This window comes from Pannonibacter phragmitetus (assembly GCF_050510895.1).
GTDB lineage: Bacteria > Pseudomonadota > Alphaproteobacteria > Rhizobiales > Stappiaceae > Pannonibacter > Pannonibacter phragmitetus_B.
The window spans coordinates 3,189,144-3,214,230 of the sequence record NZ_JBNINT010000001.1 but is presented as its reverse complement, the minus strand read 5'-3'; the positions used below and the strand labels follow the sequence as shown (position 1 = coordinate 3,214,230).

The following is a 25,087-nucleotide window of genomic DNA, read 5'->3' as shown; positions in this document are numbered from 1 at the left end:
CTTCAAATCACTTCAACGCCTGCAGGATCGACACATAGTTGGCAACTGCTGCGCCGCCCATGTTGAAGATGCCGCCGACTTCCGCATTCTTCACCTGAATGCCGCCCGCCTGGCCTGTCAGCTGCATGGCCGTGAGCACATGCATGGACACGCCCGTGGCGCCGATCGGGTGGCCCTTGGCCTTCAGGCCGCCGGAAGGGTTCACCGGCAGCTTGCCGTCCATCTCGGTCCAGCCTTCGAGGATGGCACGCGCCCCTGGCCTTCCGGTGCAAGGCCCATGGCTTCGTACTCGATCAGTTCGGCGATGGTGAAGCAGTCATGGGTTTCGACGAAGGAAAGGTCCTCCAGGCCCATCCGCGCCTGCGTCAGAGCCTGACCCCACGCGTGGCGGCAACCATCGAACTTCAGGATATCGCGCTTGGACATGGGCAGGTAATCCTGCACATGAGCGAGCGAGCGGAAGGCAACGGCCTTCTTCATCCCGAGAGCGGTGGCCGTATCCGTCAACACCAGCGCCGCCGCGCCATCGGAGACGAGCGAGCAGTCGGTGCGCTTCAGCGGGCCTGCCACGAAGGGGTTCTTCTCGCCTTCGTTGCGGCAGAACTCGTAGCCGAGATCCTTGCGCATCTGGGCGTAAGGATTGTTGACGCCGTTCTTGTGGTTCTTGGCAGCGATGCGGGCGAGCGCATCCGACTGGTCACCGTGGCGCTGGAAATAGGATTCTGCAATCTTGCCGAACACACCGGCAAAGCCACCTTGAACGTCACCTTCTTCGGCAAGATAGGAGGCTTTGAGCAGGTTGCGGCCAATCTCCGGCCCTGGGGTCGTGGTCATCTGCTCGACACCCACGACCAGCACGAAACGCGCTGCGCCCGAACTGATGGCACGCACGCCCATGTGAACCGCCGTGCTGCCGGTTGCGCAGGCGTTCTCAACACGGGTGGCTGGGGTGAAGCGTAGCGCCGGGTCTGCCTGCAGAACCAGTGAGGCGGTGAAATCCTGGGCAGAGAAGCCTCCGTTGAAATGGCCGAGATAGATCTCGCCCACATCTTTCGGCTCCAGACCTGCATCACTGATGGCATCAACGGCCACCTTGACGATCATGCTCTCGACGGTTTCCTCCGCGTGCCGCCCAAAAGGCAGGTGCGCCCATCCAACGATTGCCGCTGTCATTCCGGATCCTCCACTGGCATCCGGCAGCTCCCGGCTGCGGATGACCTTTTCTGTCACGGGACAAAGCCTCAATTGACTTTAACGTAACATAAGCCGGTCCGGCGCTGCATTGCCAGCAGGTTTTGCCTCGTCTGTTTGGGGAGCCGCCGGCACCGTCAGAATCCGATGACTGACAGGAAACGTATCAGATCGCGCCTCAGGTCATACGCCTGTCATCAATAGCCGCGATAAGGGCGTCATTCCGTAACGTAAAAATTATTTAAAGTGTTGCTGGAAATTCTAAGGCCGGGCTCCGCAGGAACCCGGCCTATTATTATCTGTGTGTGAGCCTGTCGTCAGGCAGCAGCAAACTCACGCACGAAGGTCTCCACCACCTGCCGCAGTTCTCCGGCTTGCGCAGATAGCCCACTGGAGAGGCCCAGCAATGCGTTGGACGACGATCCGGTCAGCTCGGCTGCCTCGCCGACGCGAGAAATGTTCTCGGTCACTTCCGTGGTGCCGGAAGCGGCCTGCTGGCAGTTCCTGGCGATTTCGGAGGTTGCGGCCCCCTGCTGTTCCACCGCACCGGCGATGGACGAGGCGATTTCCTTGATGTTGGTGATGACGCGCACGATCTCGTCCATGGACTGGATGGTGCCTTCGGTCGCCTGCTGGATTTCACCCACCTTGGAACCGATTTCATCGGTTGCCTTGGCCGTCTGATCCGCCAACTGCTTCACCTCGGCTGCCACAACCGCAAAGCCCTTGCCGGCCTCGCCCGCGCGGGCAGCTTCAATGGTGGCATTCAGTGCCAGCAGGTTGGTCTGATCGGCAATGCCCTTGATAAGGTTGATCACGTCACCAATGGCTGCGGCAGCAGATGCCAGCGTGCTGATGCGGCTGCTGGAGGCCTGGGCTTCCTCGTAAGCCTTGTCGGCGACCTGTGCGGAATGAGAGACCTGTCCGTTGATCTCGTGTACGGAGGCGGCCATTTCCTCGGAGGAAGCTGCCACGGTCTGCACGTTGGCGGCCGCCTGTTCGGCTGCGGCTGCCACGGTCTGGGCCTGTTTCGACGTCTGTTCGGCGGTCAGGGAAAGATTTCTGGCAGAGTCTGCCACTTCACCCGAGGATTGAGCAAAGCTCGCCGAAAGGGCCTGCATGCGGGTCACGAAGTCCTGTGCCAGGTGTTCGCGGCGGGCAAGAGTTGCGCGCTCTGCCTCCTCACGTGCAGCCTGTTCACCCGCGAGACGGCGGGCGTCACGCATGCGGTCACGCATGTAGAGCACGCTGGTGGCAATGATGCCGATTTCGTCTGTCCGGCCTGCGGTTGAGACCTGTACATCCAGGTTTCCGTCCGCCATGGCGCGCACATCCTGCGACAGAGCGGATAGCGGTACGGTGATCGAGCGTGAGAAGAAGAACGCGACGGCGCAGAGTGCTGCAATGATGAGGGCGATCAGCGTGCCGAGGTACCAAAGACGGTCCTGGAAGGCACTGTCGATGTCATCCACATAGACGCCCGTTGAAACCACCCAGTTCCACGGCGTGAATGGGGCGTCGTAGGAAATCTTCTCGTACGGGGTCTTGGTGTCATCGCCCGGTTTGGCGAAATAGTAGGATGTGTAGCCGCCGCCCGCCTTTGCATTGGCGATCTGCTGGCGGATGAACTGGTTGCCAGTGGCATCCGTCTCGTTCAGGCGGTACTTGCCCTCCAGATCCATCCGGACGCCATGCAGCACCGTGTTGCCGTCGAAATCATAGACAAAGAGGTAGTTGTTGCCGTCAAACCGGGCGGTATGGATCAGGTTCGCAGCGCGGGCCTTTGCCTCTTCTGCGGTGATCTCGCCTTTCTGCGCGGCAGCGTGAAAGCCGTTGATCTGCGTAACAGCGGTTTCGACGACCCGGCGGACCGCTTCCTTGCGCTCCGAAAGCATGCTGTCGTGAATATCGACCAGGCACACAGCAGCGACAGCCAGAAGGCCAAGAACGAACGCCCCGGTTTGCAGAAAAAGCCTGTTTCGTATTGAGAATGAAAACATATGTGCACCTGTCTGATGCGGCGCTTCGATGCGCCGCCGGATATATGGAAAGGGCTGCAGTATCGACTTTGCCTTATCTGAATGAATACTTATAAATATATTACACTTAGGTAAACGTAACGAATATAAGCGCGGAATATAGAATGCTTATTTCTGACGTGGCGTAATATAAAAGGGTTGTTGATTGAAATTACCATGCCGTTGCGGAAGGTTTTTCTGGCAACGTCAGGACTTGAGGAGTCGGGGTGGCTGGATCAGCAGGCTGGTTGCCAGCCACATGGCCAAATGGTATCTGCGGCTTATTCCTGTCCCGGTGACGCTGTAGCGCAAACTCCGGCGGCGAGGCCCCGAATGCGCAAAAGAGGCATGCAAATCCGATGACTGCTGCGGTCGAAATTCCCGGAACCGTCACGATCTGCGTCACCAGCTGCGGGCGGCTGGATCTGCTGGCCGAGACGCTTGCCTCTTTCCGCCGCTTCAACACGGGCGGTGCCTTCCTGATCCACGAGGATTCCAGGGACGAAACCATCATCGATGAAGTGCGCCGGACCTACCCTTGGGCGGAGGTCATTTCCAGCCCGGAACGTATGGGCCTGATGGCCTCCATCGACAGGCTCTATTCGACGGCTACAACGCCTTATATTTTCCATCTGGAAGATGACTGGCAGTTCGATGGTCCGGTCAACTGGGAAGCCGCCATCCGGGCCTTGGAGACCCATCCGGAAATCGCCAATGTGTCGCTGCGCGCCTATGACGAAATCAAGGAAAAGTACCGGGAAAAGTCGGATCCGCTGACGGTGGAGGGTGTTGATTTTCGCCTGATGCGGGCCGATGCCCACCCCGAGTTCTTCGGCTGGTCCAGTAATCCGGGGCTGATCACCAAGGCGCTGTACGAGTCCTATGCGCCCTTCGCCCAGCATTTTCATGACAAGATGTCGGCCGTCATCAAGCAGGATGGCAAGCGCGTTGCCTATCTGCTGCCGGGGGTCGCGCGTCACATAGGCCAGAAGCGCAATGTCACCGATCCGACGATGCCACCGCGGCCGAAAAACAAGCTAGGCAAGCTGATGCGCTCCATCCGCAAGAGGCTCTATTACGCGGGCCTGCGCAAGGACCCCTTCTGATACTGGTGCAAGCACCGGAAGAACAGGTCAATCCGTCTTGACGTGATTGGAGATGAAGCGGGACAGGTGCAGGCGCATGCCCTTCAGGAACGTACCCTTCTTGGTCCGTTTCACGTTGTAGAAGTAACGGTGCCGGTAGCCGAAGTCCTGATGCTCGGAGACGAACGTCCCCTAAAGCTCATATTCCGAGAAATGGTCTGCCCTGTCCTTCACAAGTGACTGGAGCGCTTCCAGCCAGGGCGTGTTGAAGCGCCGCTCGATATGGGACTGCAGGGCGGCCATGGCCCCGCGCCGGAAGATCATCGTGTGCGCCACCAGCGACCAGGGAAACTGTTTCGGGCGGCCGAGGGCCTTCTCGACAAAGCTGTTCCAGCCCGGGTTCTCATCGTCTGCCGTGAACAGCCAGTGGTGCCCTTCGGGGCTGATGTAGCTGGCCGGGCGGTTGATGAAGGTGTCCGCATCGAGAACGATGCAGCTTTCTGAACTGACATAGGATGGCCAGCTCAGCTTGATGATCTGCTGGGTGATCCAGCCACTGCGCTTCTTGTCCTCGCTGTCGGTAAAGCCCTGTGCCGAGAAATCTGCAGGCAGCACCTGCGCTTCCGGAATGATCCGCACCGGGCAGGCATCTACTGAAAAGCCTTCCAGTTCCGCACAGGCTTTCGCTGTGCCCACCAGGACGAGTTCATCAACAGGCTGGACGAGGTTCTTCAGTGTGGTGCCGATATGCTCGCGGAAGAAGGGCAGGTCCTTCTCATGCAAGGGGATCAGCAGCGTGCTGGAAAACGGCGAGGGCTTGTCGCCGCGCAGGAACCAGATCAGCACATAGTTACACAAATTATGCCGCAGCCTGCGGAAGCGTCTGAGAAATGCGCCTTGCGTCATGTATCTGCCGTCCTGTGTGCTGAGGCATACTGCCCAGCGGGCTTCGCTGTGAGGGCCTGTTTATCCATCCCGCTTGATCCGATCAAACTTTTCCGCAATACCTCGCAGCCGGGCAGGCCGTGACACAGTGCTTCCGGCTGCCGTTTGCTCTCAAGCCCGCTTCTCCCGTCTGGTGGCCGCATGTCTGACGTTTCTGCCCCGATCTCCGTCCTGATCCGCTGCTTCAATGAAGGGGACCGCATTGGCCGTACCTTGCAGAGCGTGCAGGGGCTGGGTCGGGAGATCATCATCATCGACTCCGGCTCGACCGATGACACGGTTGCAGTCTGCGAGTCATTCGGGGCGCGGGTGATCAGCAATCCCTGGGCTGGATTTGGGCCGCAGCGGAGCTTTGGCGAAAAGCAGTGCCGCAATGACTGGGTTTTCTACATGGATGCCGACGAGGTTGTGACGCCGGAGCTGCGGCAGGAGATTGTGGGCCTGTTCCGGAACGGCGAGCCGCAGCATGCTTGCTATCTGGTGCGCAACACCATCGTTCTGCCAGGGGATGACAAGCCGCGCCCCTTCGCCGACTTCCGCAAGGTGCCGAGGCTCTACAATCTGAAACACGCCCGAATCCGGCTGGAGCCCTCCTATGACCGTATGGATGTGGATAAGGGCTTCACAACCGGCATCCTGATGGGCCGCCAGCATCACTTCTCGTTCCGCACCTGGGGCCACGCGATTGCCAAGCTGAACTACACGTCAGACCTGGCGGCTGCCACGCAGAAGAATAAGAACGGGCTGCTGCTGCGCCTGCGTCTTGTCACTGAATTTCCAGTCGAGATGCTGAAGTACCTGATCATGCGGCGCTTCATTTTTGCAGGCTGGAAGGGCTATGCCTTTGCGACGATCCAGTCCTTCGGCCGTTTCGTGCGGATCCTCAAGATGCTCGACAAGCAGCGGACGTCCAGTTGAGGGCACTGGGTCCGTCCGCCTAGCCGATCAGGCTTTCTGTCTCTGTGGCCATTCCCTGTTGCTGCTGTGAGCCGTCCAGTTGGGCGTGGACCTGCTGCCCCTGTCCCGGTGACGGCATTTTGCTTCGATCGGCCGCTGAGGCCGGCGCAGGGGAGGGCACACCAGACGCAGGGTCTGCGAACAGAACTTCCTGCCGCTTCACCCGGATGGGCTGGCGCAGGCCAGTCAGGCGGTCGAACTGCGACAGGCGCTTGATGGTCGTTTCCGTGAGCTGGTGACCGCGTGACAGGACAAGTTCATGGCTGCCATCGGTGATGATGTCGTCGATGAGAATATCCCCGGGCCGCAGGGCGCGGATATGGCAGGCGACAGTCTGGAAGCGCTCACTAAGTTCAGTGTCTGTTTCCAGCAGGCAGGCTCGGACAACTTTCAGGAGCGCAGGGTCATACTGACGCCGGTTGATGTTCAGCGCTTCGAAGGCAGCCAGATCCACGCCCGTGTCAGGGCTGGCGTACCACAGGTCGATCAGGATCTTCAGAATGCGCGAATGCAGCGGTATGTCCTTGCCGATCGGGCCATCCGTTGGAAAGCCCGAACCATCAAAGCCTCTGCCTGAATAATACAGCACCTCGGCAATCCGCTCGAACTGGGGAATGTTGCGCAGGAGGTCCCGGCTCTGTTCCGGGGCGCGGGCCAGCAACTCACGCTGGGGGTCCGTCAGGGTCTTTGCCGAGCGGTAGCGGGAGAGGATTTCCCGTGGCAGCAGCGCCTCGCCGAGCGGCGAGAACATGACGGCCATTTCCAGTTCCCAGACTTTCTTCAGTCCAAGCGCCTTGGCCACCTTCAGTGCCTGCTGGCGCATGAGGGTCGTTTTGCGGAAGGCGTCCGTATGAAACAGGGCCAGCATGTCGATCAAGAGCTTCACCGAGCCGGAAAGGGTCTTCTCCAGCAGGCTTTTCTCTTTCAGAACCCGGTTGTGATAGGCAAGGCCTGACCGGATGGCGTTTTCGATCTCCTCGGCCGGGCAGGGTTTCAGCAGATGCATGAGGACATTGGCCTCATTGACTGCACGCCTGGCGACGTCCAGAGAGCGGTCTGCCGTCAGCATGATGCGCGCCGCGACAGGTGCGAAATCGGTGACGGACCTGAGAAACTCGACGCCGTTGATGTCCGGCAGGTTGAGACTGGAAATGACGACAGCAGCAGACGGATTGCGTTCGAGCCAAGCGGTTGCCTCCAGGGCACTGCGGGCAGTGACAATCTGGAACTTGCTCCCCAGCAGCTGCTGAAACGCCGTCAGCACCTTGACGTCTGCATCGACAACGAGAATAAGCTTCTGCGTGTCTGGCATGCTGTATTCTCCATGCTCTGGGCCGGAGTGCTGGCAGACGGGTCACGATGGACACCGATTCTAGCCGGACTTGACCTTGACTACAGCAAGCGGCCTCATTTGCTAATAAAATCCTGTTTGCTGCAAATTTTTAGAGGTAACCGAAGGGAAAAGTGAATTTTTCTCGTAAAATTGTCCTCTTCCGCAAGTTTATGGTCTGCAAAATCAGGATGAATTGGTAAAATGACGGATGTGGTAATCGTAGGTTCTGGTCCTGCGGGTTTGGTGGCTGCGGATAAACTTTCGGCAGCCGGGAATAAGGTGGTGATCGCTGATCGCATGCCATCGCCCGCGCGCAAGTTCTTGCTGGCCGGCCGGGGCGGTTTGAACCTGACACATTCCGAAGACATCGACGGCTTTCTCGGGCGCTACGGCAGTGCCCGCTCCTTTCTTGAGCCGCTTGTTCGCCGGTTTGATCCGCAAGCTCTCCAGCGTTTTGCCGAAGAGCTGGGGCAGGAGACATTTGTGGGCTCCAGCGGACGTGTGTTTCCGAGGGCGATGAAGGCCTCGCCGCTGCTGCGTGCCTGGCTGGCCCGCCTGGAGAAGCAGGGGGTTACATTCCGTCTGCGTCAGACCTGGGAAGGGCAGGACGCCGAAGGCCGCAATCTCTTTCGCACTCAAGATGGCTCGCTGGACGCACTGCCTTCCCGTGCCACGCTTCTGGCGCTGGGTGGTGGCAGCTGGCCCCGCCTTGGCTCGCGCGGCGACTGGCTCTCCGTTGTTGAAGGCTGGGGTGTTGATGTGGCGCCGCTGCGCCCATCCAATTGCGGTTTCCTGTGCAACTGGTCACCGTTCTTAGCTGAGCGTTTTGCCGGTCAGCCGCTGAAGCGTATTGAGCTTGCGCATGGTGATATCCGCCAGCGCGGTGAGGCCATGATCAGCCGAACGGGTATTGAAGGTGGAGCGGTCTATGCCCTCTCGGCCTCCCTTCGCGAGGCGATCGCGAGCGAAGGAGAGGCCGTGCTCTTCATTGACCTGCGCCCGGATATGGACATGGCAGCGCTGTCTGCCCGTCTTTCGAGGCCGCGGGCCAAGCAGTCGCTTTCCACTTTCCTTCGCAAGGCGGCGGGGCTTTCACCGCTGGAGATTGCACTCTTGCGGGAATCGGTGGCGCCGCAGGATGGAACGGCGGAGGCTCTTGCTGCGGCGATCAAGCAGGTGCGGCTGAAGCTGACGGGTACGAGCGGCATGGAACGGGCGATCTCGACGGCCGGTGGCATCCGGCTCGGCGCGCTTGATGACGGCCTGATGCTGCGCCAGCGTCCCGGTGTCTTCGCCGCCGGTGAAATGCTGGACTGGGAGGCGCCAACGGGCGGCTATCTGCTTCAGGCTTGCTTTGCAACGGGAATGGCGGCTGCCGAAGGCATTCTCGCCTATCTGGGCTCAGGAAAGGCTGCTGCATGACGGTCATCTACATCGACGCGGACGCCTGCCCGGTGAAGGACGAGGTGGTGCGCGTCGGGGAGCGGCATGGTCTGCGCATGATCTTTGTGTCCAACGCCTTCATGCGCTTGCCTGTCAGCGAGCTGGTGGAGCGTGTGGTGGTGTCCGAGGGGCTGGATGTCGCCGACGACTGGATTGCGGAGCGTGCAGGCCCAGGCGATGTGGTGGTGACGGCGGATGTGCCGCTGGCAGCGCGTTGCGTCAAGGCTGGTGCCAGTGTGCTCGGGCCTTCCGGGAAGCCGTTCCGCGACGTGGGTCTGGCGCTGGCCATGCGGGACCTGAAGACCCATCTGCGTGAAATTGGCGAGATCCGCGAAAGTGGTCCGTCCTTCTCCCGGCAAGACCGGTCCCGCTTTCTGCAGGCACTGGAAAGCGCCGTGCGTGGTGCCTTGAGAGCATCGCCGGGCGGACAGTCCTAAAATCAGTCTTGCAGCAGGAACGGAAAAGGCCCTCGCCTTGAGTGAGCGAGGGCCGATTGAGTTGGCGGTTGTCCGCCAGACAAGATTTGGGCAAACCAGACAAGTGCCTGATTATTGCGCCTCCTGACAGCGCAGGCCTGCAATAAGGCCGCCTCCTCGAAATTCGAAGCCGAAAAGTCTGGTGTGGGGATGGCGTGCCATCCTTGCCAACGTCCTGCTGAAAATGCCTTGGCCTACTGGCAGAACACGTAGCGGCCCGAATAGCTGCGGAAATAGCCGGTTCTCGGGTCAAACGAACGGTAGCGCGACGAGCAGTACTGATACCATGCCGGGCTCCAGGGAGCCGGACGGTAATAGACCGGCGCGGGCTGACGGTAATAAGCCGGCGGCGGGGGCGGGGCTGCATAAACAGGCGCCGGATAGCGCGGCGCCGCAAGCGCGGATCCAATGAGCGCGCCTGCCGCAAGTCCGCCAACAACCGCCGCACCGGTTTCCCAGCCGTGATGGCGGTGGCGGCGGCCAGCTTCCGCCGTAGACACGGCGGCAAGCACGACAGCCGCCGACAGAAGTGACGCAGATGCGATCCTGACTGTTCTGTTCAACATGGCAAGCCCTCCTTCTCCGGCATGTTCTGTCTCTTCCGGATGATCCGGACTGGCAGCACTGCCTGCAGCTCATGGTGACAACGTAGCCGCAGCCGTGTTGTTCCACTGTGATGAAGGTCACGCTGCGGCAGATTATGCTCGCCCGATTTTATGGCATGAGCTGGGCAAGGAGCCGGGAAGATAAAGGCCCCCGCAAGCGCTGGCTTGCGGGGGCCTGTCTGGTTCTGAAATGCAGCCTTACATCAAGCAGCGACCTTGCCTTGACGCTTGAGTTCTGCCCAGGTGTCGTCCAGCGTCTTGCGGGCCAAAGCGACAAGTTGGTCGGCTTCGTCGTGGCTGATGACCAGCGGCGGAGAGATGATCATGCTGTCGCGCACCGCGCGCATGATCAGCCCGTTGCCGAAGGAAATGTCACGGCAGAGGGTGCCGACGGTGCCGGTGTCTGGAAAGGCGTTCTTGCGGTTGCCCTTTTCCGGCACCAGCTCCAGCGCGCCGACGAGACCGGTCATACGGGCTTCGCCTACGAGCGGGTGATCGCCAAGCGCCCGCCAACGGGCCTGCAGATAGGGGCCGATGTCATTGGCCACCCGCTCCACCAGCTTCTCGCGCTGGATGATTTCAAGGTTCACCAGCGCAGCGGCGGCACAGGCCGGATGACCGGAGTAGGTGTAGCCGTGATAGAACTCGCCACCCTTGCCGATGACACCCTCCGCCACCTTGTCGGACACCAGAACGCCGCCCATGGGCAGGTAGCCGGAGGTCAGGCCCTTGGCGATGGGCATCAGATCGGGCTCGATGCCGAAATACTCGGAGCCGAACCAGGTGCCGAGGCGGCCAAATCCGCAGATCACCTCGTCGGCGACGAAAAGGATGTCGCGTTCTTTCAGGATGCGGGAGATTTCCGGCCAGTAGGTCGAGGGCGGAATGATGACGCCGCCTGCGCCCTGAATGGGCTCGGCGATGAAGGCGGCCACCTTGTCCTCGCCGATTTCGTCGATCGCACGCTCAAGCTGGCGGGCGACGGCGATGCCGAAGTCTTCCGGGGACATGTCGCCACCTTCACCGAACCAGTAGGGCTGGTCGATGTGGCGCACACCCGGCACCGGCAGGTCGCCCTGCTCATGCATGGCCTTCATGCCGCCCAGGCTGGTGCCGGCCAGCGTCGAGCCATGATAGCCGTTCCAGCGGCCGATGATCACCTTCTTCTCCGGCTTGCCCATCTGGTCCCAGTAGAAGCGGACCATGCGGAACACGGTGTCGTTTGCCTCGGAGCCTGAGGAGCAGAAGAAAGTGCGGTTAAACTGCGGTGGGGAGATTTCCGCCAGCTTCTCGGAAAGGGCAACGACGGGCGGATGGGTCGTCTTGAAGAAGGTGTTGTAGTAGGGCAGTTCCAGCATTTGCTTGTAAACCGCCTCGGCCACTTCCTCGCGGCCATGGCCGATCTGGGCGCACCACAGGCCTGCCATTCCGTCGAGAATACGGTTGCCGTCCGAGATCCGTCAGCCACACCCCTTTGGCACTGGTGATCACCCGGCTGCCTTCCGCGTTGAGCTGGAGCGTATCCGTGAAGGGATGGAAATGATGTGCCGCATCAAGGGCACGCAGCTCTGCGGTCGGGTAGCGGTTGGATACACCGGTCATTTCAGGCTCCGTCGGGCGTTATGGCCGGGCAGGGGCTGGAGTTGCGCTCCTGCCCGGCGGGATTTCAGACATTGAGCAGGAGGTATTCCCGCTCCCAGGGGCTGATCACGGACATGAAGGTCTCGAACTCTTCCTGCTTGATCGCCCGGTAGGTGGCGACAAACTTTTCGCCGAAGACCTCGGTCAGTTCCTCGCATTCCTCGAACAGCGTCACCGCTTCGATCAGGCCGCGGGGCAGTGACTGATGGATGTTGCTGGCATCGGACATGCGCGGCTCATCCGGCTGCAGCTTGCCCTCGATGCCGAGATAGCCGCAGGCGAGGGACGCCGCGATGGCGAGATAGGGGTTCACATCCGAGCCCGGTACGCGGTTTTCGAGGCGCCGCGCATCCGGCTTGGAATAGGGAACGCGCAGGCCGACCGTGCGGTTGTCGTAGCCCCAGTAGACATTGACCGGCGCTGCCGTGTTGCGGGAGAAGCGGCGGTAGGAGTTCACGTAAGGCGCCATCAGGCACGTTACATGAGGCAGATACTCCTGGTGGCCGGCGATGAAGGACAGGAACTCGTTGGTGGCGTCACCGTCTGCGTTGGAGAAGATGTTGCGGCCCGTTTCCAGGTCTGTCACCGACTGGTGAATATGCATGGCCGAGCCTGGCTGGTTCGACATGGGCTTGGCCATGAAGGTGGCATACATGTCGTGGCGCAGCGCTGCTTCACGGATGGTGCGCTTGAACAGGAACACCTGATCGGCCAGTTCCAGCGGATGGCCGTGGCGCAGGTTGATTTCCATCTGCGCCGCGCCTTCCTCGTGGATCAGCGTGTCGATCTCCAGCCCCTGCTTTTCGGACAGGTCGTAGATGTCGTCGATGAGGTCATCGAATTCGTTCAGCGCCGAAATGGAGTAGGACTGGCGCCCAGCCTCCGGGCGGCCAGAGCGGCCGGTCGGCGGTTCCAGCGGATAATCTGGATCGGTGTTCGGGCGCACCAGATAGAACTCGATTTCCGGCGCGATCACCGGCTGCCAGCCCTTTTCCTCATAAAGGCCGAGCACGCGCTTGAGCACGTTGCGCGGTGCCGTTTCCACCGGAATGCCATCACGGGTGTAAGCATCGTGGATAAGCTGGGCCGTCGGATCGGTTTCCCATGGGACGGTGGTCAGCGTCGAGTAGTCGGGGCGGAAATAGAGGTCGCCGTCGATGGGATTGTGCTGGAAACGGTCATCGTCTTCCGGATAGTCGCCGGAAATGGTCTGGGCGAAGATCGATGAGGGCATCGTCATCACCGGGCCGGTGAGGAACTTTTCCGTCGGCATCATCTTGCCGCGGGCCACGCCGGCCAGGTCCGGCGCAATGCACTCGATGTCCTCGATGCCACGGTCGGCAAGCCAGGTCTGGGCCGCCGCCATATCAGCCACGCCGCGCGGGCTCGTCACGGGCTGGGCTTTCTTCTTCTTGCTCACGCTGGGCTCCTGCATATCGGTGTCAGCCCGGATTGGCGCATGCCGCATTGCAACGCCGGGCGCAGGCATCTTGCGCCCGGATGGCGTTCCGTCAAGCAGATGCAGGCTGCCCGGTTTCTCTTGCCGGTTGATGAGCCGTATCCTCGTCCGTTCATTCGGCCTGATTTTGTGATCACAAAATGTGGCTGGTCAACTGTTTTCTGTGCGGGCCGGGTGTCCGTTCCGTCCCTGAGCCTGCTCGATGAAGTCCATGCCGTCCTGGATGTCTGCGGCGATTGCGGCAGCCAGAGCCTCGTCCTTGTGCTGGCGGATGGCGGTTATGGCCTCCTTGTGGTGGTCCACCAGAACTGCGGTGCCAAGGCGGCCATAGACCGTACGCATGAAGGGGGCGAACTGCAGCCATAGGCTTTCCACGAGCGGCAGCAGCACAGTAGAGCGGGCGGCGGAATAGAGGCGGAAATGGAAGGCGTGATTGAGCCGCATGTAGCCTTCGGCATCGCCGCTGGCGATGCTGACATCCATTTGGTTGTCAATGTCTTCAAGGTCCTTGGCATCGGCCTTCCCAAGGGCGGGAAGGGCACGGCGGGCCAGTTCCGGCTCCAGCAGCAGACGGGCGCGCAGGATTTCGTCGAAGCGCTCCGGTGTCATGTCCGGCACCTGAACCCGGCCATTGGTACGGATCGACAGGGCGTTTTCGGCAGCAAGGCGCTGAATGACCTCGCGCACTGGCATGGGGCTGACACCCAGTTCGGCCGCAAGACCGCGCAGGGTGACGGCCTTGCCGGGGATGAAACGGCCGGTCAGCAAGGCATGGCGGATGCTGCGGTCCACATGGCTGCGCGCCACGCTGCGTTCTGCTGCTGGTTCCAGCCCCTTCTCCGGCGGGCGGTGTGCTGTTGCCCCCGCTGGCGGGGGCTCGTTCGAGGCTCCGGTCTTCGCCACTGTGGCTTGCCCTTTCGATCTTGCATGTCTGGCAGGCGCGATTGCCGTTTGGGCAGCTGCGCTTGACAGGTTTGGTTCAACGTGATCACAATTTGTCTCACGGTGCAACTGCGGGCCACAAGGCCAGCCGGATGCCGCTGACGCCGGAAGGAGAGCCATCATGCATACGATTCCCCGCCAGACCTGGGTGCGCCCGGAGGATGAGGGCTGGGAGGAGGTGCTGGAGCGCTTTCTGGCTGAGCACCCGGACATAGACACCTTCGAGGTAATCCTGCCCGACACCAATGGTGTGCTGCGTGGAAAGTGGTTGCCTGGCACGGCCATCCGCAAGGTATTCGAGGAAGGGGTGGCGCTGCCCTTCGCCCTGTTTGGCGTGGACGTGTGGGGGCGTGAGGTGGAGGAGACCGGCCTTCACATCGAGACCGGGGACATGGACGGCGTCTGCTGGCCTATCGCCCGCACGCTGACGCTGGCGCCATGGGCCGAGCGCAAGACGGCGCAGGTCTTGATGCACATGTATGACCGGGAGGGGAAGCCTTTCCTTATCGACCCGCGCCATGTGCTGGACCGGATGAACGGCAAGCTGGCCAGCCACGGCCTGTCGGCAACGGCGGCCTTCGAGCTTGAGTTTTATCTCTTCGAGGAAAGCGACGGCGACTGGAGTGGTCCGCCCAAGCCGGTTTTGCCACCCATCTCGGTCCGGCCCGGCAGAACATGTATGCCCTGTCGGATCTGGAATCCTTGATGACGCTGGTGGATGAGATCCGCCGCGGGGCAGAGTTGCAGGGCATTCCAGCCGATGCCGCCGTATCGGAAGCTGCGCCCGGTCAGTTTGAGCTCAATCTGCATCACCGGCGCGACGCACTGATGGCGGCAGATGATGCGGTGCTGCTGCGACGGCTCGTGGCGGGTGTTGCGCGCAAACACAATTTAAAGGCCTCGTTCATGGCCAAGCCCTTCGTGGACTGGCCCGGAAACGGCATGCATGTGCATGTGTCGCTGGAGAACGAACTGGGCAACATATTTGCCGATCCGGTGGAGGGCGAAAACCGCTTGCAGCATGCCATTGCCGGGTTGCTGGACACCATGCCCCAGTCACTGCTGCTCTATATTTCCACCTTCAACGGCTTCCGGCGCATGCAGCCTGGCTCCTATGCGCCCACGTCAATCTGCTGGGGCTATGACAACCGCTCGGTGGCCCTGCGCGTTCCGGCCAGCAAACCGGCAGCCTCACGCATCGAGCACCGGATCGCGGGCGCCGACGCCAATCCTTATCTTGTGCTCACCGGTGTGATTGCCGGGATGCTGGAAGGCATCAATGCCGGTGTCATGCCGCCGCCGCCGGTGGAGGGGAATGCCTATGATAAGGGCTACAAGCGCCTGACGCCCTGGATGGACGAGGCGATTGATGCCTTTGAGGCTTCGTCGCGGATGAAGGAAGCGGTTGGCCATCACATGCACAAGGTGCTGACAGACATAAAACGGGAGGAACTCAACGCCTTTGGCCGCGAGATTTCCAGTCTGGAGCGGCAGACATATTTGTGACGTGCAACCGTGCTGAAAGGGTAGGCGGAAGTGTGCCGCAAAAATGATCGCCCGGAGCCTATCAAGCTGTTGAGCCTTTGAGATTTCGCTTCTAGTCTCAATGGCAATGGCATAGACGCAGGCCGGTCGCGGCCTCGCCTCCGGCCTGGCGGCTATGCGAGAAAAACCGGGCGCAGGCCCGCTGCAATCAGTGGAGACGGAACAGATGTTGAAGGCCATTCTTTCGGGTGTCGCGCTCACCGCCATCCTGGCGGGAACTGCAACCGCGCAGGAGCGCGTGGTGAATGTCTACAACTGGTCGGATTATATCGACGAATCGATCCTTGCCGACTTCACCAAGGAAACCGGCATCAAGGTGGTCTATGACGTCTTCGACAGCAACGAGACGGTCGAGACCAAGCTGCTGGCCGGCGGCACCGGCTACGACATCGTTGTTCCGACGGGCACCTTCCTTGGCCGTCAGATCCAGGCCGGCGTGTTCCAGAAGCTGGACAAGTCCAAGCTGCCGAACCTCGTGCACATGTGGCCGGAAATCTCCGAGCGCCTGACCAAGTACGATCCGGGCAACGAGCATGCCATCAACTACATGTGGGGCACCACCGGCATCGGCTATAATGTCGAGAAGATCAAGGAACGCATGCCTGACGCGCCGATTGGCAGCTGGGACATGGTGTTCAAGCCGGAGGTGATCTCCAAGTTCGCGGACTGCGGCATCTTCGTGCTGGACACGCCGGAAGAAATCATCCCGGCTGCTCTGAACTATCTCGGTCTTGATCCGGACAGCAACAATCCGGATGACATCGAGAAGGCTGGCGAGCTGCTGCTCACCATCAAGCCCTACATCACCAAGTTCCATTCCTCGGAATACATCAATGCGCTTGCCAATGGCGACGCCTGCATGGCCGTGGGCTGGTCGGGTGACATCCTTCAGGCCCGTGACCGCGCAGCCGAAGCCAACAATGGCGTGACGGTGCAGTACACGATCCCGAAGGAAGGCGCGCTGATGTGGTTTGACAACATGGCGATCCCGGCGGACGCAAAGAACGTTGCCGAAGCGCATGAGTTCCTGAACTACATCATGCGTCCGGAAGTCATCGCCAAGGCCTCGAACTACGTGTTCTATGCCAACGGCAACAAGGACAGCCAGCCGCTGCTGAACAAGGAAGTCCTGGAAGACACCGCCATCTACCCGGATGCAGAGACGATCCAGAAGCTCTACACCGTGTCCACCAAGGACGCGAAGGTGAACCGCGTTCAGAACCGCGTCTGGACCAAGGTCAAGAGCGGCAGCTGATCCGAACTTCATACCCGGCGCAGCGTGAGGCTGCGCCGGGTATCATGAGGCATCCCAAGGGGTGGGACGCTGGACAATTCCGGTAGCGTTGGGGGTGGAATTTGGCCAAGAAACCGATCGGGCCGGTACGGCGGTCCTTTGCACCCTGGGAGAATCCCCAGTCGGTCCCTTTCATCGAGTTTCGCAATGTCACCAAGCGCTTCGGTGACTTTACGGCCGTCGACAATCTCAGCCTGAAGATCTACGAGCGCGAGTTCTTCGCCCTGCTCGGCGGGTCTGGCTGCGGCAAGACGACAATGATGCGCATGCTGGCCGGTTTCGAGACACCGACCGAAGGCGAAATTCTGCTGGATGGCCACAGCCTTTCCGGCGTGCCGCCCCACCGCCGTCCGGTCAACATGATGTTCCAGTCCTATGCCCTGTTCCCGCACATGAGCGTCGAGGCCAATATTGCCTTCGGTCTCAAGCAGGATGGCATGGGCAAGGCAGATATTGCGGCGCGCGTGAATGAAATGCTGCGCCTGACCAAGCTGGAGAAATTCGGCAAGCGCAAGCCGCATCAGCTTTCCGGTGGCCAGCGCCAGCGCGTCGCGCTCGCCCGTTCTCTCGCCAAGCGGCCCAAGGTGCTGCTGCTGGACGAGCCGCTGGGTGCGCTGGACCGCAAGCTGCGCGAGGAAACCCAGTTCGAGCTGATGACGCTTCAGGAAGAACTGAAGATGACCTTCCTTGTCGTCACGCACGATCAGGAAGAGGCCATGACCATGGCCGACCGTATTGCTGTCATGGATGCGGGCAAGATCATTCAGGTGGCAACGCCGGCAGAAATCTACGAAACCCCGAACAGCCGTTTCGTGGCTGACTTTATCGGCGATATCAACCTGATCGAAGCCACGGTGACGGAGCGCAGCGATGGCGGCACGAAGCTGTCCGTCAGCGGCGATCATGGCGGGTTCATCATCGATACGTTGCAGGAGACCGGTGCAGCGGTAGGGGAAACCGTCTGGTACGCGGTGCGGCCCGAAAAGATCACCATCGAGCACGGCACGCAGGAGCCGGGCGCCGTCAACAAGGTGGCGGCAGAGGTCTGGGACATTGCCTATCTCGGCGACATGTCCGTCTACCATTCGCGTGCGGGCGAGGGTGTGACAATGCGCTCGACCGTGACAAACCGTACCCGTCTCGTCGAACGGCCGATCGGCTGGGATGACAAGGTTGTCCTGTCCTGGGGGCGGGATGCAGGGGTGATCCTCACACGCTGAGGCCATGACAAGACCATTATCATGAGCCGCAAGGCCCAACCGCTTGCAAGGCCACCCGCCTGCAAGGCACAGGGCAGCATCGGGAAGGGACGGGGACGATGGAAGAAACCGGTCTTGAAAAGATCAAGAACAAGCTGGGGAAGTGGCTGGTCATCAGCGTGCCCTATGCGTGGCTTCTGCTGTTCTTCCTCGCGCCCTTTTTCATTGTCTTCAAGATTTCCCTCTCGGAAGTCGCCGTTTCCATTCCGCCCTATGCGCCGGTCTTTGACTGGTCTGCCGGTTGGGAGGGGTTCAAGGACACGCTGTCCGGGTTCAGCTTCGACAATTACCTCTGGCTGACGGAGGATGACCTTTACTGGCGCTCCTATCTGTCCAGCGTATCGATAGCGGCAGTGTCGACCTTCATCACGCTGCTTGTCGGCTATCCAATCGCCTATGGCATGGCCCGCAGCCCGAAGTCGTGGCGGCCAACGCTGCTGATGCTGGTGATCCTGCCGTTCTGGACCTCGTTCCTGATCCGCGTCTACGCATGGATCGGCATCCTGAAGAATGAGGGACTGCTCAACCAGCTGCTGCTGTCGGTGGGGATCATCGATCAACCGCTCAATATCCTGAACACCAATACGGCCGTCTATATCGGCATCGTCTATTCCTATCTGCCGTTCCTTGTCCTGCCGCTTTACGCCAGCCTTGAAAAGCTGGACGAAAGCCTGCTGGAAGCGGCGCAGGATCTGGGCTGCCCGCCGTGGAAGGCGTTCTGGACGATTACCTTCCCGCTGTCACTGCCGGGCGTGATTGCAGGCTGTTTCCTTGTCTTCATTCCGGCGGTGGGTGAGTTCGTCATTCCTGACCTGCTGGGCGGCTCGGAAACGCTGATGATCGGCAAGACCTTGTGGATGGAGTTCTTCAACAACCGGGACTGGCCCGTGGCGTCGGCTGTCGCAGTCGTGCTGCTGCTCATTCTGGTCATTCCCATCGTGCTGTTCCAGCGTCAGCAGCAGAAGGCATCGGAGAAGGCGGCATGAAGAACGGTCCCTCCTGGTTCAACGTCACGTCGCTGGTTCTGGGGTTCTCCTTCCTCTACCTGCCGATCGTCATTCTGGTGGTCTTCTCCTTCAACGAGTCGCGCCTTGTGACCGTGTGGGGCGGGTTTTCGACCAAGTGGTATGCGGAGCTGATGAACAACCAGCAGCTTCTCGACGCTGCGGGTGTGACCTTACGTGTCGCCTTCCTCTCCGCCACTCTGGCCACCATTATCGGCACGCTGGCGGCCCTTGTCCTGGTGCGGTTCGGCCGTTTCCCGGGCCGGACGCTTTTCTCGGGCATGATCTTTGCGCCGCTGGTCATGCCGGAAGTCATCCTCGGCCTGTCGCTTCTGCTGCTTTTTGTGGCTATCGATCAGGCGCGCGGGTTCTGGACGATCATGCTGGCCCACACCACTTTCGCGGCCTGCTATGTGGCCGTGGTGGTGCAGTCCCGTCTCTCCGGCTTTGACCGCTCTCTGGAAGAAGCTGCGCAGGATCTCGGTTGTCCGCCGGCGCGGACGTTCTTCGTCATCACCCTGCCGTTGATCCTGCCGGGCGTCATTGCCGGCTGGATGCTGGCCTTCACCCTGTCGCTGGATGATCTGGTGATTGCCAGCTTCACCACGGGGCCGGGTGCGACGACGCTGCCAATGAAGATCTATTCCCAGGTGCGCCTCGGCGTAACGCCGGAAATCAACGCGGTCTGTACGATCCTTGTGACGATCGTCACTGTGGTCGTCATTGCCACGTCCATTCTGACAAGGCGCAGTGAGCTGCAACGCGAGCGGGACCAGCGCCGGGCAATTGCCGCGGGCGGTTAAGAGCCGTCCAGTCCGGAGCCCTATCCGAGCGGCTGAACGTGATGGTGGGTGCCACCTCGCCAGATGCGCCCTAAAATTGCGCTCAATGTCCGGCGCATGAAGGGTTGCTTTAGATTTCTTCCCTACAGTCCTGTGCATCCGGTCCATCCTGTTGGACCGGTCTGTTTCATGTGTGTGCGTATCAGGAGTTCCGGGTGGAGAGCGTTTCTGCGGAGCCGCAGGTCTTGGGCTCGGCTGCTGTTGAGGCAGCGAGCGGCATTCGTGGCATTCTTCACAGGGAGGTCACACGGCCTCTGCTTGGACGCCTGTTCGCGTCTCTTCCGGGCAATGCCATCGCCACCGCATTTCAGCGTCCGGACGTGCTGGACGCCCTTAACCGCAATGTGGCGGCATCCGCAGGTGCGCAGATGCGCCTTCTGGAGGTGCGGGATGGAGTGACAGGCCATGCCCGGATGCTTGTGCCCTTGATGGTCACACGCCGTGGCCCGCTGCGTATCGGCGGTATGCCCGACTTTGATCTGGCTGATCTTTGCGCTCCGGTGCTCGCCAGTGAAGCGCCGTTCCAACCCTTTGAGGGGGAGTCATCTGGCCGTTGATCGACGAGGCCCTGCGGGATGTGGATTTGATCCGCTTTGCCAAGATGCCGCCGCGTATCAGTGGCTTTCCGAATCCACTGTTTCATCTGCTGCGCCAGCCAGAAGCCGAGCCGACATATGTTCTGGACCTTGAGGGCGGCTATGGCCCCGGCGGCTGGCGCAAGCGGTCGGTCTACAAGGAAGCACGGGGTAAATTCCGCAAGCTGCAGGCCGAGGGCATCAGCTTCGTTCGGGCCGATGGCGTGGAGCAGAAGGCTGAATTCCTGCGTGAATTGCGCCGCCAGAGGGCGGAGCGCTTTGTCGAAAAGGGATGGGCCAACCTGCTGGAGCAGGATGCCTCGCAAGGGCGTTATTATGACGACCTGCTGGACGGGCCTATCGAGGTCTTTGCCTTGCAGGCACAGGATGGTGAGATCGCCGGAGCAATCTGCGTGCTGTGTCACAACAGCATGGTCAGCGCGACGCTTATCTCCATGGGAGATGCCAAGTGGCGCCGCTTCTCTCCAGGGCTTGTGCTCTTTGCCAAGCTGATCGAATGGGCGGAAGCCTCCGGCTACAACGAGCTGTGCTTTGGCGCAGGCGTTCAGTTCTACAAGCAGCGCTTCGGAGGTGATCCTGTCGAGACGCTGTTCCTTGAGCGGGCGCTCACGACGGCAGGCAGCGCCTATCTCGCCCTCCGGCGGCTGAAACGCATCGCCCGGCGGCTGCGCTCCGAGACGCGGGCATTCTCCGGGGCGGATGAATAGGACCTGCGCTCCCCGGCCGGATGCGTCATCTCCTGAATTGCTCATGACCTTCACCTGCTTGAAGGCATGAGAAAAGCCATTCCCGCCTTTCTGCCAGTTGACGCCTGCCGAAAATCTTAGTCTTGTTGCGTTGCAACCTGGCCAGAGGGCCGGACCGGGCTGTCCGGTGCGGCCGGTCCTGCGGGAGGACTGCCGTGAGCGCGCAGACGCTGTGCCCGGCAGGGCTTGAGGGCAGTGGCCAGACTTGAGGAGATAACGATGAACAAGGTGTACCCGAACGCAAAAGCCGCCCTTGAGGGGCTTGTGTTTGACGGAATGACCATCATGGCTGGCGGTTTCGGCCTCTGCGGAATCCCGGAAAACCTGATTACGGCCCTGCGCGACAGCGGCACGAAGGACATTACGGCCATTTCCAACAATGCGGGCGTGGATGACTTCGGCCTCGGCCTGCTGCTGCAGACCCGCCAGATCAGCAAGATGATTTCGTCCTATGTGGGTGAGAATGCCACCTTCGAGCGCCAGTACCTCAACGGTGAACTTGAGCTGGAGTTCAACCCGCAGGGCACCCTGGCCGAGCGCATCCGTGCGGGCGGCGCGGGCATTCCGGGCTTCTACACGAAGACCGGCGTCGGCACGCTGATCGCAGAGGGCAAGGAGCACAAGGACTTCAACGGCGAGACCTATATCCTGGAGACCGGTCTCGTTGCGGATGTCTCGCTCGTCAAGGCCTGGAAGGCCGACAAGGAAGGCAACCTGATCTACCGCAAGACCGCGCGCAACTTCAATCCGATGATGGCGACAGCTGGCAGGAAGACGCTTGTGGAAGTCGAGGAGATCGTCGAAGTGGGCGAGCTGGATCCGGACCAGATCCACACCCCCGGCATCTTCGTTGACCGCATCGTCGCCGGCACTTTTGAAAAGCGCATCGAAAAGCGCACCACGCGTGCAGCCTGAGGGGAGTTGGAAGATGGCCTGGACTCGCGAAGAAATGGCCCAGAGGGCCGCGCAGGAACTGGAAGACGGCTTCTACGTCAACCTCGGCATCGGCATCCCGACGCTGGTTTCGAACTACATTCCGGAAGGCGTCAACGTCACGCTGCAGTCGGAAAACGGCATGCTGGGCATGGGGCCATTCCCCACGGATGATGAGGTCGATGCCGACCTGATCAACGCTGGCAAGCAGACGATCACCGAGCTGCCTCACACCAGCTACTTCTCCTCCGCCGACAGCTTCGGCATGATCCGCGGCGGCCACATCGACCTGTCGATCCTGGGCGCCATGGAAGTGTCGGAAAAGGGGATCTCGCCAACTGGATGATCCCCGGCAAGATGGTCAAGGGCATGGGCGGCGCCATGGATCTGGTGGCTGGCGTCAAGCGCGTCATCGTGCTGATGGATCACACGTCCAAGGCTGGCGAGAGCAAGCTGCTGAAGTCCTGCAGCCTGCCGCTGACCGGCGTTGGCTGCGTTGACCGCATCATCACCAACCTTGGCGTCTTCGACGTGAAGGAGGATGGCCTGCATCTGGTGGAGCTGGCCTCCGGCGTGACCCTCGATGAGGTCAAGGCAGCCACGGAAGCCAAGCTGATTGCGGCCTGACAAGGACCGCACAAGACCGGAAACAGATAAGGGGGCAGTGGTGGCTGCCCCTTTGTCTTTCATGTGACGTGCCGCTGTCACTCGCCCATGGCGGTGCCTTCGCGGCGCGGATCGGCACTGCCGGCCAGTCCATCGGGCGTGAACTCGATCACATGCAGGCCCGAGTTCATTTCGCTGAGCTTCACTTCATATCCCATCGCTTTCAGCGGTTCGGCGAACTGTTCAGCGGCTGTTCCGGCCTCCAGATCATAGGTGCCGAACCGGTTGATCAGATGCGGCTGAGCGACGATCTGCTCCACTGGCATCTGCCAGTCGATATAGGCAATCAGTGCCTGCGCCACGTAGCCGATGATCTGGCTGCCGCCAGGCGAGCCGATGGCGAGCAGCGGCTTGCCGTCCTTCATTACGATGGTGGGTGCCATGGAGGATCGGGGCCGCTTGCCCGGCTCCACCCGGTTGGCCACCGGCAGGCTGCCGTCGTGGGTCTTGAAGGAGAAGTCGGTCAGCTCGTTGTTGAGCAGGAAACCGCCCGTCATCAGCCGCGAGCCAAATCCGCTTTCAATGGTTGTCGTCATCGACACGGTGTTGCCGTCCTTGTCGGTGATGACGAAATGGCTGGTCGAAGGCATGTCGAGCGCTTCGCCAATGCCATAGTTGAAGGCGTGGTCCCACTCCGGCTCTCCCGGCTTCACGGCATCGGCTGCCAGCGCCTTTCCATCGTCGAGAAGCGCAGCGCGCTTGGCGAGATAGTCCTTGGACGTCAGGCCCTTGATGGGCGCAGGCACAAAGTCCGGATCAGCGAGATAGCGCTCCCGGTCCGCAAAGGCGAGGCGCTGCGCATCGCCGATCACGCGCCAGCTCTCAGGATTTTGCGGCCCTAGCGCCCGCAGATCGAAGTTCTCCGCGATGCCGAGGATCTGACTGACAGCTACTGCACCAGAGGAGGGAGGCCCCATGCCGCAGACATCCAGTGCCCGGTAGCTGATGCAAACCGGATCGCGTTGCTTGGTGCGGTAGTTGGCAAGATCGGTCAGGGAGAGGACGCCGGGATTGCCTTCAGCCCCGCGCACGGTCTGCACGATCCCCTCGGCAATAGGCCCCTTGTAGAAAGCATCCGCGCCGCCGCTGGCAATGGCCTTCAGCGTTTCAGCATAGGCGGGGTTCTTCAGAAGGGTGCCTTCCTGAAGCGGGGCGCCGGATGCATCGAAGAAATAGCTGCGGGCGGCCTCATTGGTCTTCAGCCGGTCCCCATCTGCGGCAATCAGTTTGGCCAGTCGCGGCGACACGGCAAAGCCCTCCGACGCCAGCTTTTCGGCCGGCTTGAACAGGCTCGCCCACTCCATGCGCCCATATTTGCGGTGCACATCCTCCATCAGACGAACGGTGCCCGGTGTGCCGACGGAACGTCCGCCAATGACGGCATCCATGAACTTCAGCGGCTGGCCTGCGGCATCAAGGAACAGTTTGGGCGTCGTCTCCGCAGGGGCCGTTTCACGCCCGTCGAATGTGGTCAGCTCGCCCGTTGCTGCATCGAAATAAACAAGGAAGGCGCCGCCCCCGAGACCGGAACTTTGCGGCTCGACAAGACCCAGAACCGTCTGGACTGCAATCATGGCATCAATGGCGCTGCCGCCAGCCGCCAGCACATCCCGCCCGGCCTGCACGGCCAGAGGATTGGCTGCGGCCACCATGAACTGTTTTGCCTCTGCGCGTGTTGCCGCCGCAGTCCCCGTCGCCCGCTCGGGAGCGATGTTGTCGGACGCCTGCTGAGCGCTGCCTGGTGCTGCGCCGAACAGGAGCATCAACGCAAGACTTGCAAGGAGCTTTGATCGCATTGCCTGATCCTTCTATCTCTGGTGGGCCTTCAGCCTAGAGACGGGTCAAGCCCTGGACAAGGGCGAGTATCCAAACAGTCAGTACGATTGCGGATCTGTCCCGTTTTGGGGCGCAATATCGGTATTTTTAGCAATTCACGTGCAAGGGGTTAACACTGCACGGTGACGCCGCGCGCTGGTAATCGCGTCCCAGGTGCAGGCAGGCCTTGCTTTCGGCGCTTTTTGTTTAGGTGAATAAGGAAGCATCATGGTTTCCCGGCGGTCGGTATTTTTCTCCAGACCGTCAATCGCAATGATAACTTTTCCTGAGA

20 protein-coding genes and 3 pseudogenes are annotated in these 25,087 nt (G+C 60.9%); 14 read left to right on the top strand and 9 right to left on the bottom strand.

Annotation, left to right across the window (positions count from 1 at the left end; all coding sequences use genetic code 11):
• Positions 1-7: 7 nt before the first annotated feature.
• A pseudogene (locus tag ACQB61_RS15280) lies at positions 8-1,173 on the bottom strand (acetyl-CoA acetyltransferase).
• Positions 1,174-1,508: 335 nt separating this feature from the next.
• Positions 1,509-3,113 carry a methyl-accepting chemotaxis protein gene (locus ACQB61_RS15275; RefSeq protein ID WP_430513312.1) on the bottom strand — a complete coding sequence of 535 codons (1,605 nt, stop codon included), beginning with the start codon at positions 3,111-3,113 and terminating at the stop codon, positions 1,509-1,511.
• A 455-nt stretch (positions 3,114-3,568) separates the two neighbouring features.
• Here ACQB61_RS15275 and ACQB61_RS15270 point away from each other — a divergent pair, with 455 nt between their 5' ends.
• A complete protein-coding gene (locus ACQB61_RS15270) occupies positions 3,569-4,315 on the top strand; it encodes a glycosyltransferase (RefSeq protein WP_430513311.1) in 747 nt (248 codons plus the stop codon).
• 171 nt (positions 4,316-4,486) lie between these two features.
• Here ACQB61_RS15270 and ACQB61_RS15265 read toward each other — a convergent pair whose 3' ends face one another.
• A complete protein-coding gene (locus tag ACQB61_RS15265) occupies positions 4,487-5,200 on the bottom strand; it encodes a DUF6492 family protein (protein WP_430513310.1) in 714 nt (237 codons plus the stop codon).
• A 180-nt stretch (positions 5,201-5,380) separates the two neighbouring features.
• On the opposite strand from ACQB61_RS15265, the gene ACQB61_RS15260 reads away from it, so the two are divergent.
• A complete protein-coding gene (locus tag ACQB61_RS15260; RefSeq protein ID WP_430513309.1) occupies positions 5,381-6,157 on the top strand; it encodes a glycosyltransferase family 2 protein in 777 nt (258 codons plus the stop codon).
• A gap of 19 nt (positions 6,158-6,176) precedes the next feature.
• On the opposite strand, the gene ACQB61_RS15255 is transcribed toward ACQB61_RS15260, so the two are convergent.
• Entirely contained in the window at positions 6,177-7,508 is a 1,332-nt protein-coding gene (locus tag ACQB61_RS15255; RefSeq protein WP_430513308.1) for an HD domain-containing phosphohydrolase, read from the bottom strand.
• 222 nt (positions 7,509-7,730) lie between these two features.
• On the opposite strand from ACQB61_RS15255, the gene ACQB61_RS15250 reads away from it, so the two are divergent.
• Together ACQB61_RS15250 and ACQB61_RS15245 are read left to right on the top strand one after the other, a co-directional pair.
• Positions 7,731-8,951, top strand: a complete 1,221-nt coding sequence (locus ACQB61_RS15250; protein ID WP_430513307.1) for an NAD(P)/FAD-dependent oxidoreductase — start codon at positions 7,731-7,733, stop codon at positions 8,949-8,951.
• On the top strand, positions 8,948-9,409 hold the full coding sequence (locus ACQB61_RS15245; RefSeq protein ID WP_430513306.1) for a YaiI/YqxD family protein: 462 nt from the start codon (positions 8,948-8,950) through the stop codon (positions 9,407-9,409). Before ACQB61_RS15250 ends, ACQB61_RS15245 begins: the two co-directional genes overlap by 4 nt.
• Before the next feature lie 233 nt (positions 9,410-9,642).
• On the opposite strand, the gene ACQB61_RS15240 is transcribed toward ACQB61_RS15245, so the two are convergent.
• The 4 genes and pseudogenes from ACQB61_RS15240 to ACQB61_RS15225 all read right to left on the bottom strand — a co-directional run bounded on the left by ACQB61_RS15240 (position 9,643) and on the right by ACQB61_RS15225 (position 14,056).
• Positions 9,643-10,011 (bottom strand): BA14K family protein, encoded by a 369-nt coding sequence (locus ACQB61_RS15240; protein WP_430514383.1) that lies wholly within the window; start codon positions 10,009-10,011, stop codon positions 9,643-9,645.
• A 245-nt stretch (positions 10,012-10,256) separates the two neighbouring features.
• Positions 10,257-11,655 (bottom strand): annotated as a pseudogene (locus tag ACQB61_RS15235) (aspartate aminotransferase family protein).
• 64 nt (positions 11,656-11,719) lie between these two features.
• The gene (locus ACQB61_RS15230; protein ID WP_430513305.1) at positions 11,720-13,129 is read right to left on the bottom strand and encodes a glutamine synthetase family protein; all 1,410 of its coding nucleotides are present in this window, start codon (positions 13,127-13,129) and stop codon (positions 11,720-11,722) included.
• 174 nt (positions 13,130-13,303) lie between these two features.
• Positions 13,304-14,056 carry a GntR family transcriptional regulator gene (locus ACQB61_RS15225; RefSeq protein ID WP_430513304.1) on the bottom strand — a complete coding sequence of 251 codons (753 nt, stop codon included), beginning with the start codon at positions 14,054-14,056 and terminating at the stop codon, positions 13,304-13,306.
• A gap of 160 nt (positions 14,057-14,216) precedes the next feature.
• Between ACQB61_RS15225 and ACQB61_RS15220 the strand changes: the two genes are divergently transcribed.
• From ACQB61_RS15220 to ACQB61_RS15175, 10 genes and pseudogenes are all read left to right on the top strand, one after another.
• Positions 14,217-14,801 (top strand): hypothetical protein, encoded by a 585-nt coding sequence (locus ACQB61_RS15220; protein ID WP_430513303.1) that lies wholly within the window; start codon positions 14,217-14,219, stop codon positions 14,799-14,801.
• Positions 14,771-15,601 carry a glutamine synthetase family protein gene (locus ACQB61_RS15215; RefSeq protein ID WP_430513302.1) on the top strand — a complete coding sequence of 277 codons (831 nt, stop codon included), beginning with the start codon at positions 14,771-14,773 and terminating at the stop codon, positions 15,599-15,601. The genes ACQB61_RS15220 and ACQB61_RS15215 overlap by 31 nt, the downstream gene beginning before the upstream one ends.
• A gap of 205 nt (positions 15,602-15,806) precedes the next feature.
• The gene (locus ACQB61_RS15210) at positions 15,807-16,895 is read left to right on the top strand and encodes a polyamine ABC transporter substrate-binding protein (protein WP_430513301.1); all 1,089 of its coding nucleotides are present in this window, start codon (positions 15,807-15,809) and stop codon (positions 16,893-16,895) included.
• A 101-nt stretch (positions 16,896-16,996) separates the two neighbouring features.
• Positions 16,997-18,154: an ABC transporter ATP-binding protein gene (locus tag ACQB61_RS15205; RefSeq protein ID WP_430513300.1), complete on the top strand. Its 1,158-nt coding sequence runs from the start codon at positions 16,997-16,999 to the stop codon at positions 18,152-18,154.
• 98 nt (positions 18,155-18,252) lie between these two features.
• Positions 18,253-19,179 (top strand): ABC transporter permease subunit, encoded by a 927-nt coding sequence (locus tag ACQB61_RS15200; RefSeq protein ID WP_430513299.1) that lies wholly within the window; start codon positions 18,253-18,255, stop codon positions 19,177-19,179.
• Entirely contained in the window at positions 19,176-20,000 is an 825-nt protein-coding gene (locus ACQB61_RS15195) for an ABC transporter permease subunit (RefSeq protein WP_430513298.1), read from the top strand. Before ACQB61_RS15200 ends, ACQB61_RS15195 begins: the two co-directional genes overlap by 4 nt.
• A 194-nt stretch (positions 20,001-20,194) precedes the next feature.
• Positions 20,195-20,596, top strand: a complete 402-nt coding sequence (locus ACQB61_RS15190) for a hypothetical protein (RefSeq protein WP_430513297.1) — start codon at positions 20,195-20,197, stop codon at positions 20,594-20,596.
• Entirely contained in the window at positions 20,593-21,342 is a 750-nt protein-coding gene (locus ACQB61_RS15185; protein ID WP_430513296.1) for a GNAT family N-acetyltransferase, read from the top strand. Before ACQB61_RS15190 ends, ACQB61_RS15185 begins: the two co-directional genes overlap by 4 nt.
• A gap of 258 nt (positions 21,343-21,600) precedes the next feature.
• Positions 21,601-22,296 carry a CoA transferase subunit A gene (locus ACQB61_RS15180; RefSeq protein WP_430513295.1) on the top strand — a complete coding sequence of 232 codons (696 nt, stop codon included), beginning with the start codon at positions 21,601-21,603 and terminating at the stop codon, positions 22,294-22,296.
• Between the two features lie 13 nt (positions 22,297-22,309).
• Positions 22,310-22,941 (top strand): annotated as a pseudogene (locus ACQB61_RS15175) (CoA transferase subunit B).
• A 77-nt stretch (positions 22,942-23,018) separates the two neighbouring features.
• On the opposite strand, the gene ggt reads toward ACQB61_RS15175, so the two are convergent.
• A complete protein-coding gene (ggt, locus tag ACQB61_RS15170; protein ID WP_430513294.1) occupies positions 23,019-24,776 on the bottom strand; it encodes a gamma-glutamyltransferase in 1,758 nt (585 codons plus the stop codon).
• Between the last annotated feature and the right edge of the window lie 311 nt (positions 24,777-25,087).

What these genes read in the sequence shown, in the direction of transcription:
- ACQB61_RS15270 (WP_430513311.1), top strand. Translation starts at nt 3,569, where the DNA reads ATGACTGCTGCGGTCGAAATTCCCGGAACCGTCACGATCTGCGTCACC.
- ACQB61_RS15265 (WP_430513310.1), bottom strand. Translation starts at nt 5,200, where the DNA reads ATGACGCAAGGCGCATTTCTCAGACGCTTCCGCAGGCTGCGGCATAAT.
- ACQB61_RS15260 (WP_430513309.1), top strand. Translation starts at nt 5,381, where the DNA reads ATGTCTGACGTTTCTGCCCCGATCTCCGTCCTGATCCGCTGCTTCAAT.
- ACQB61_RS15255 (WP_430513308.1), bottom strand. Translation starts at nt 7,508, where the DNA reads ATGCCAGACACGCAGAAGCTTATTCTCGTTGTCGATGCAGACGTCAAG.
- ACQB61_RS15250 (WP_430513307.1), top strand. Translation starts at nt 7,731, where the DNA reads ATGACGGATGTGGTAATCGTAGGTTCTGGTCCTGCGGGTTTGGTGGCT.
- ACQB61_RS15245 (WP_430513306.1), top strand. Translation starts at nt 8,948, where the DNA reads ATGACGGTCATCTACATCGACGCGGACGCCTGCCCGGTGAAGGACGAG.
- ACQB61_RS15230 (WP_430513305.1), bottom strand. Translation starts at nt 13,129, where the DNA reads ATGCAGGAGCCCAGCGTGAGCAAGAAGAAGAAAGCCCAGCCCGTGACG.
- ACQB61_RS15220 (WP_430513303.1), top strand. Translation starts at nt 14,217, where the DNA reads ATGCATACGATTCCCCGCCAGACCTGGGTGCGCCCGGAGGATGAGGGC.
- ACQB61_RS15215 (WP_430513302.1), top strand. Translation starts at nt 14,771, where the DNA reads ATGTATGCCCTGTCGGATCTGGAATCCTTGATGACGCTGGTGGATGAG.
- ACQB61_RS15210 (WP_430513301.1), top strand. Translation starts at nt 15,807, where the DNA reads ATGTTGAAGGCCATTCTTTCGGGTGTCGCGCTCACCGCCATCCTGGCG.
- ACQB61_RS15200 (WP_430513299.1), top strand. Translation starts at nt 18,253, where the DNA reads ATGGAAGAAACCGGTCTTGAAAAGATCAAGAACAAGCTGGGGAAGTGG.
- ACQB61_RS15195 (WP_430513298.1), top strand. Translation starts at nt 19,176, where the DNA reads ATGAAGAACGGTCCCTCCTGGTTCAACGTCACGTCGCTGGTTCTGGGG.
- ACQB61_RS15180 (WP_430513295.1), top strand. Translation starts at nt 21,601, where the DNA reads ATGAACAAGGTGTACCCGAACGCAAAAGCCGCCCTTGAGGGGCTTGTG.
- ggt (WP_430513294.1), bottom strand. Translation starts at nt 24,776, where the DNA reads ATGCGATCAAAGCTCCTTGCAAGTCTTGCGTTGATGCTCCTGTTCGGC.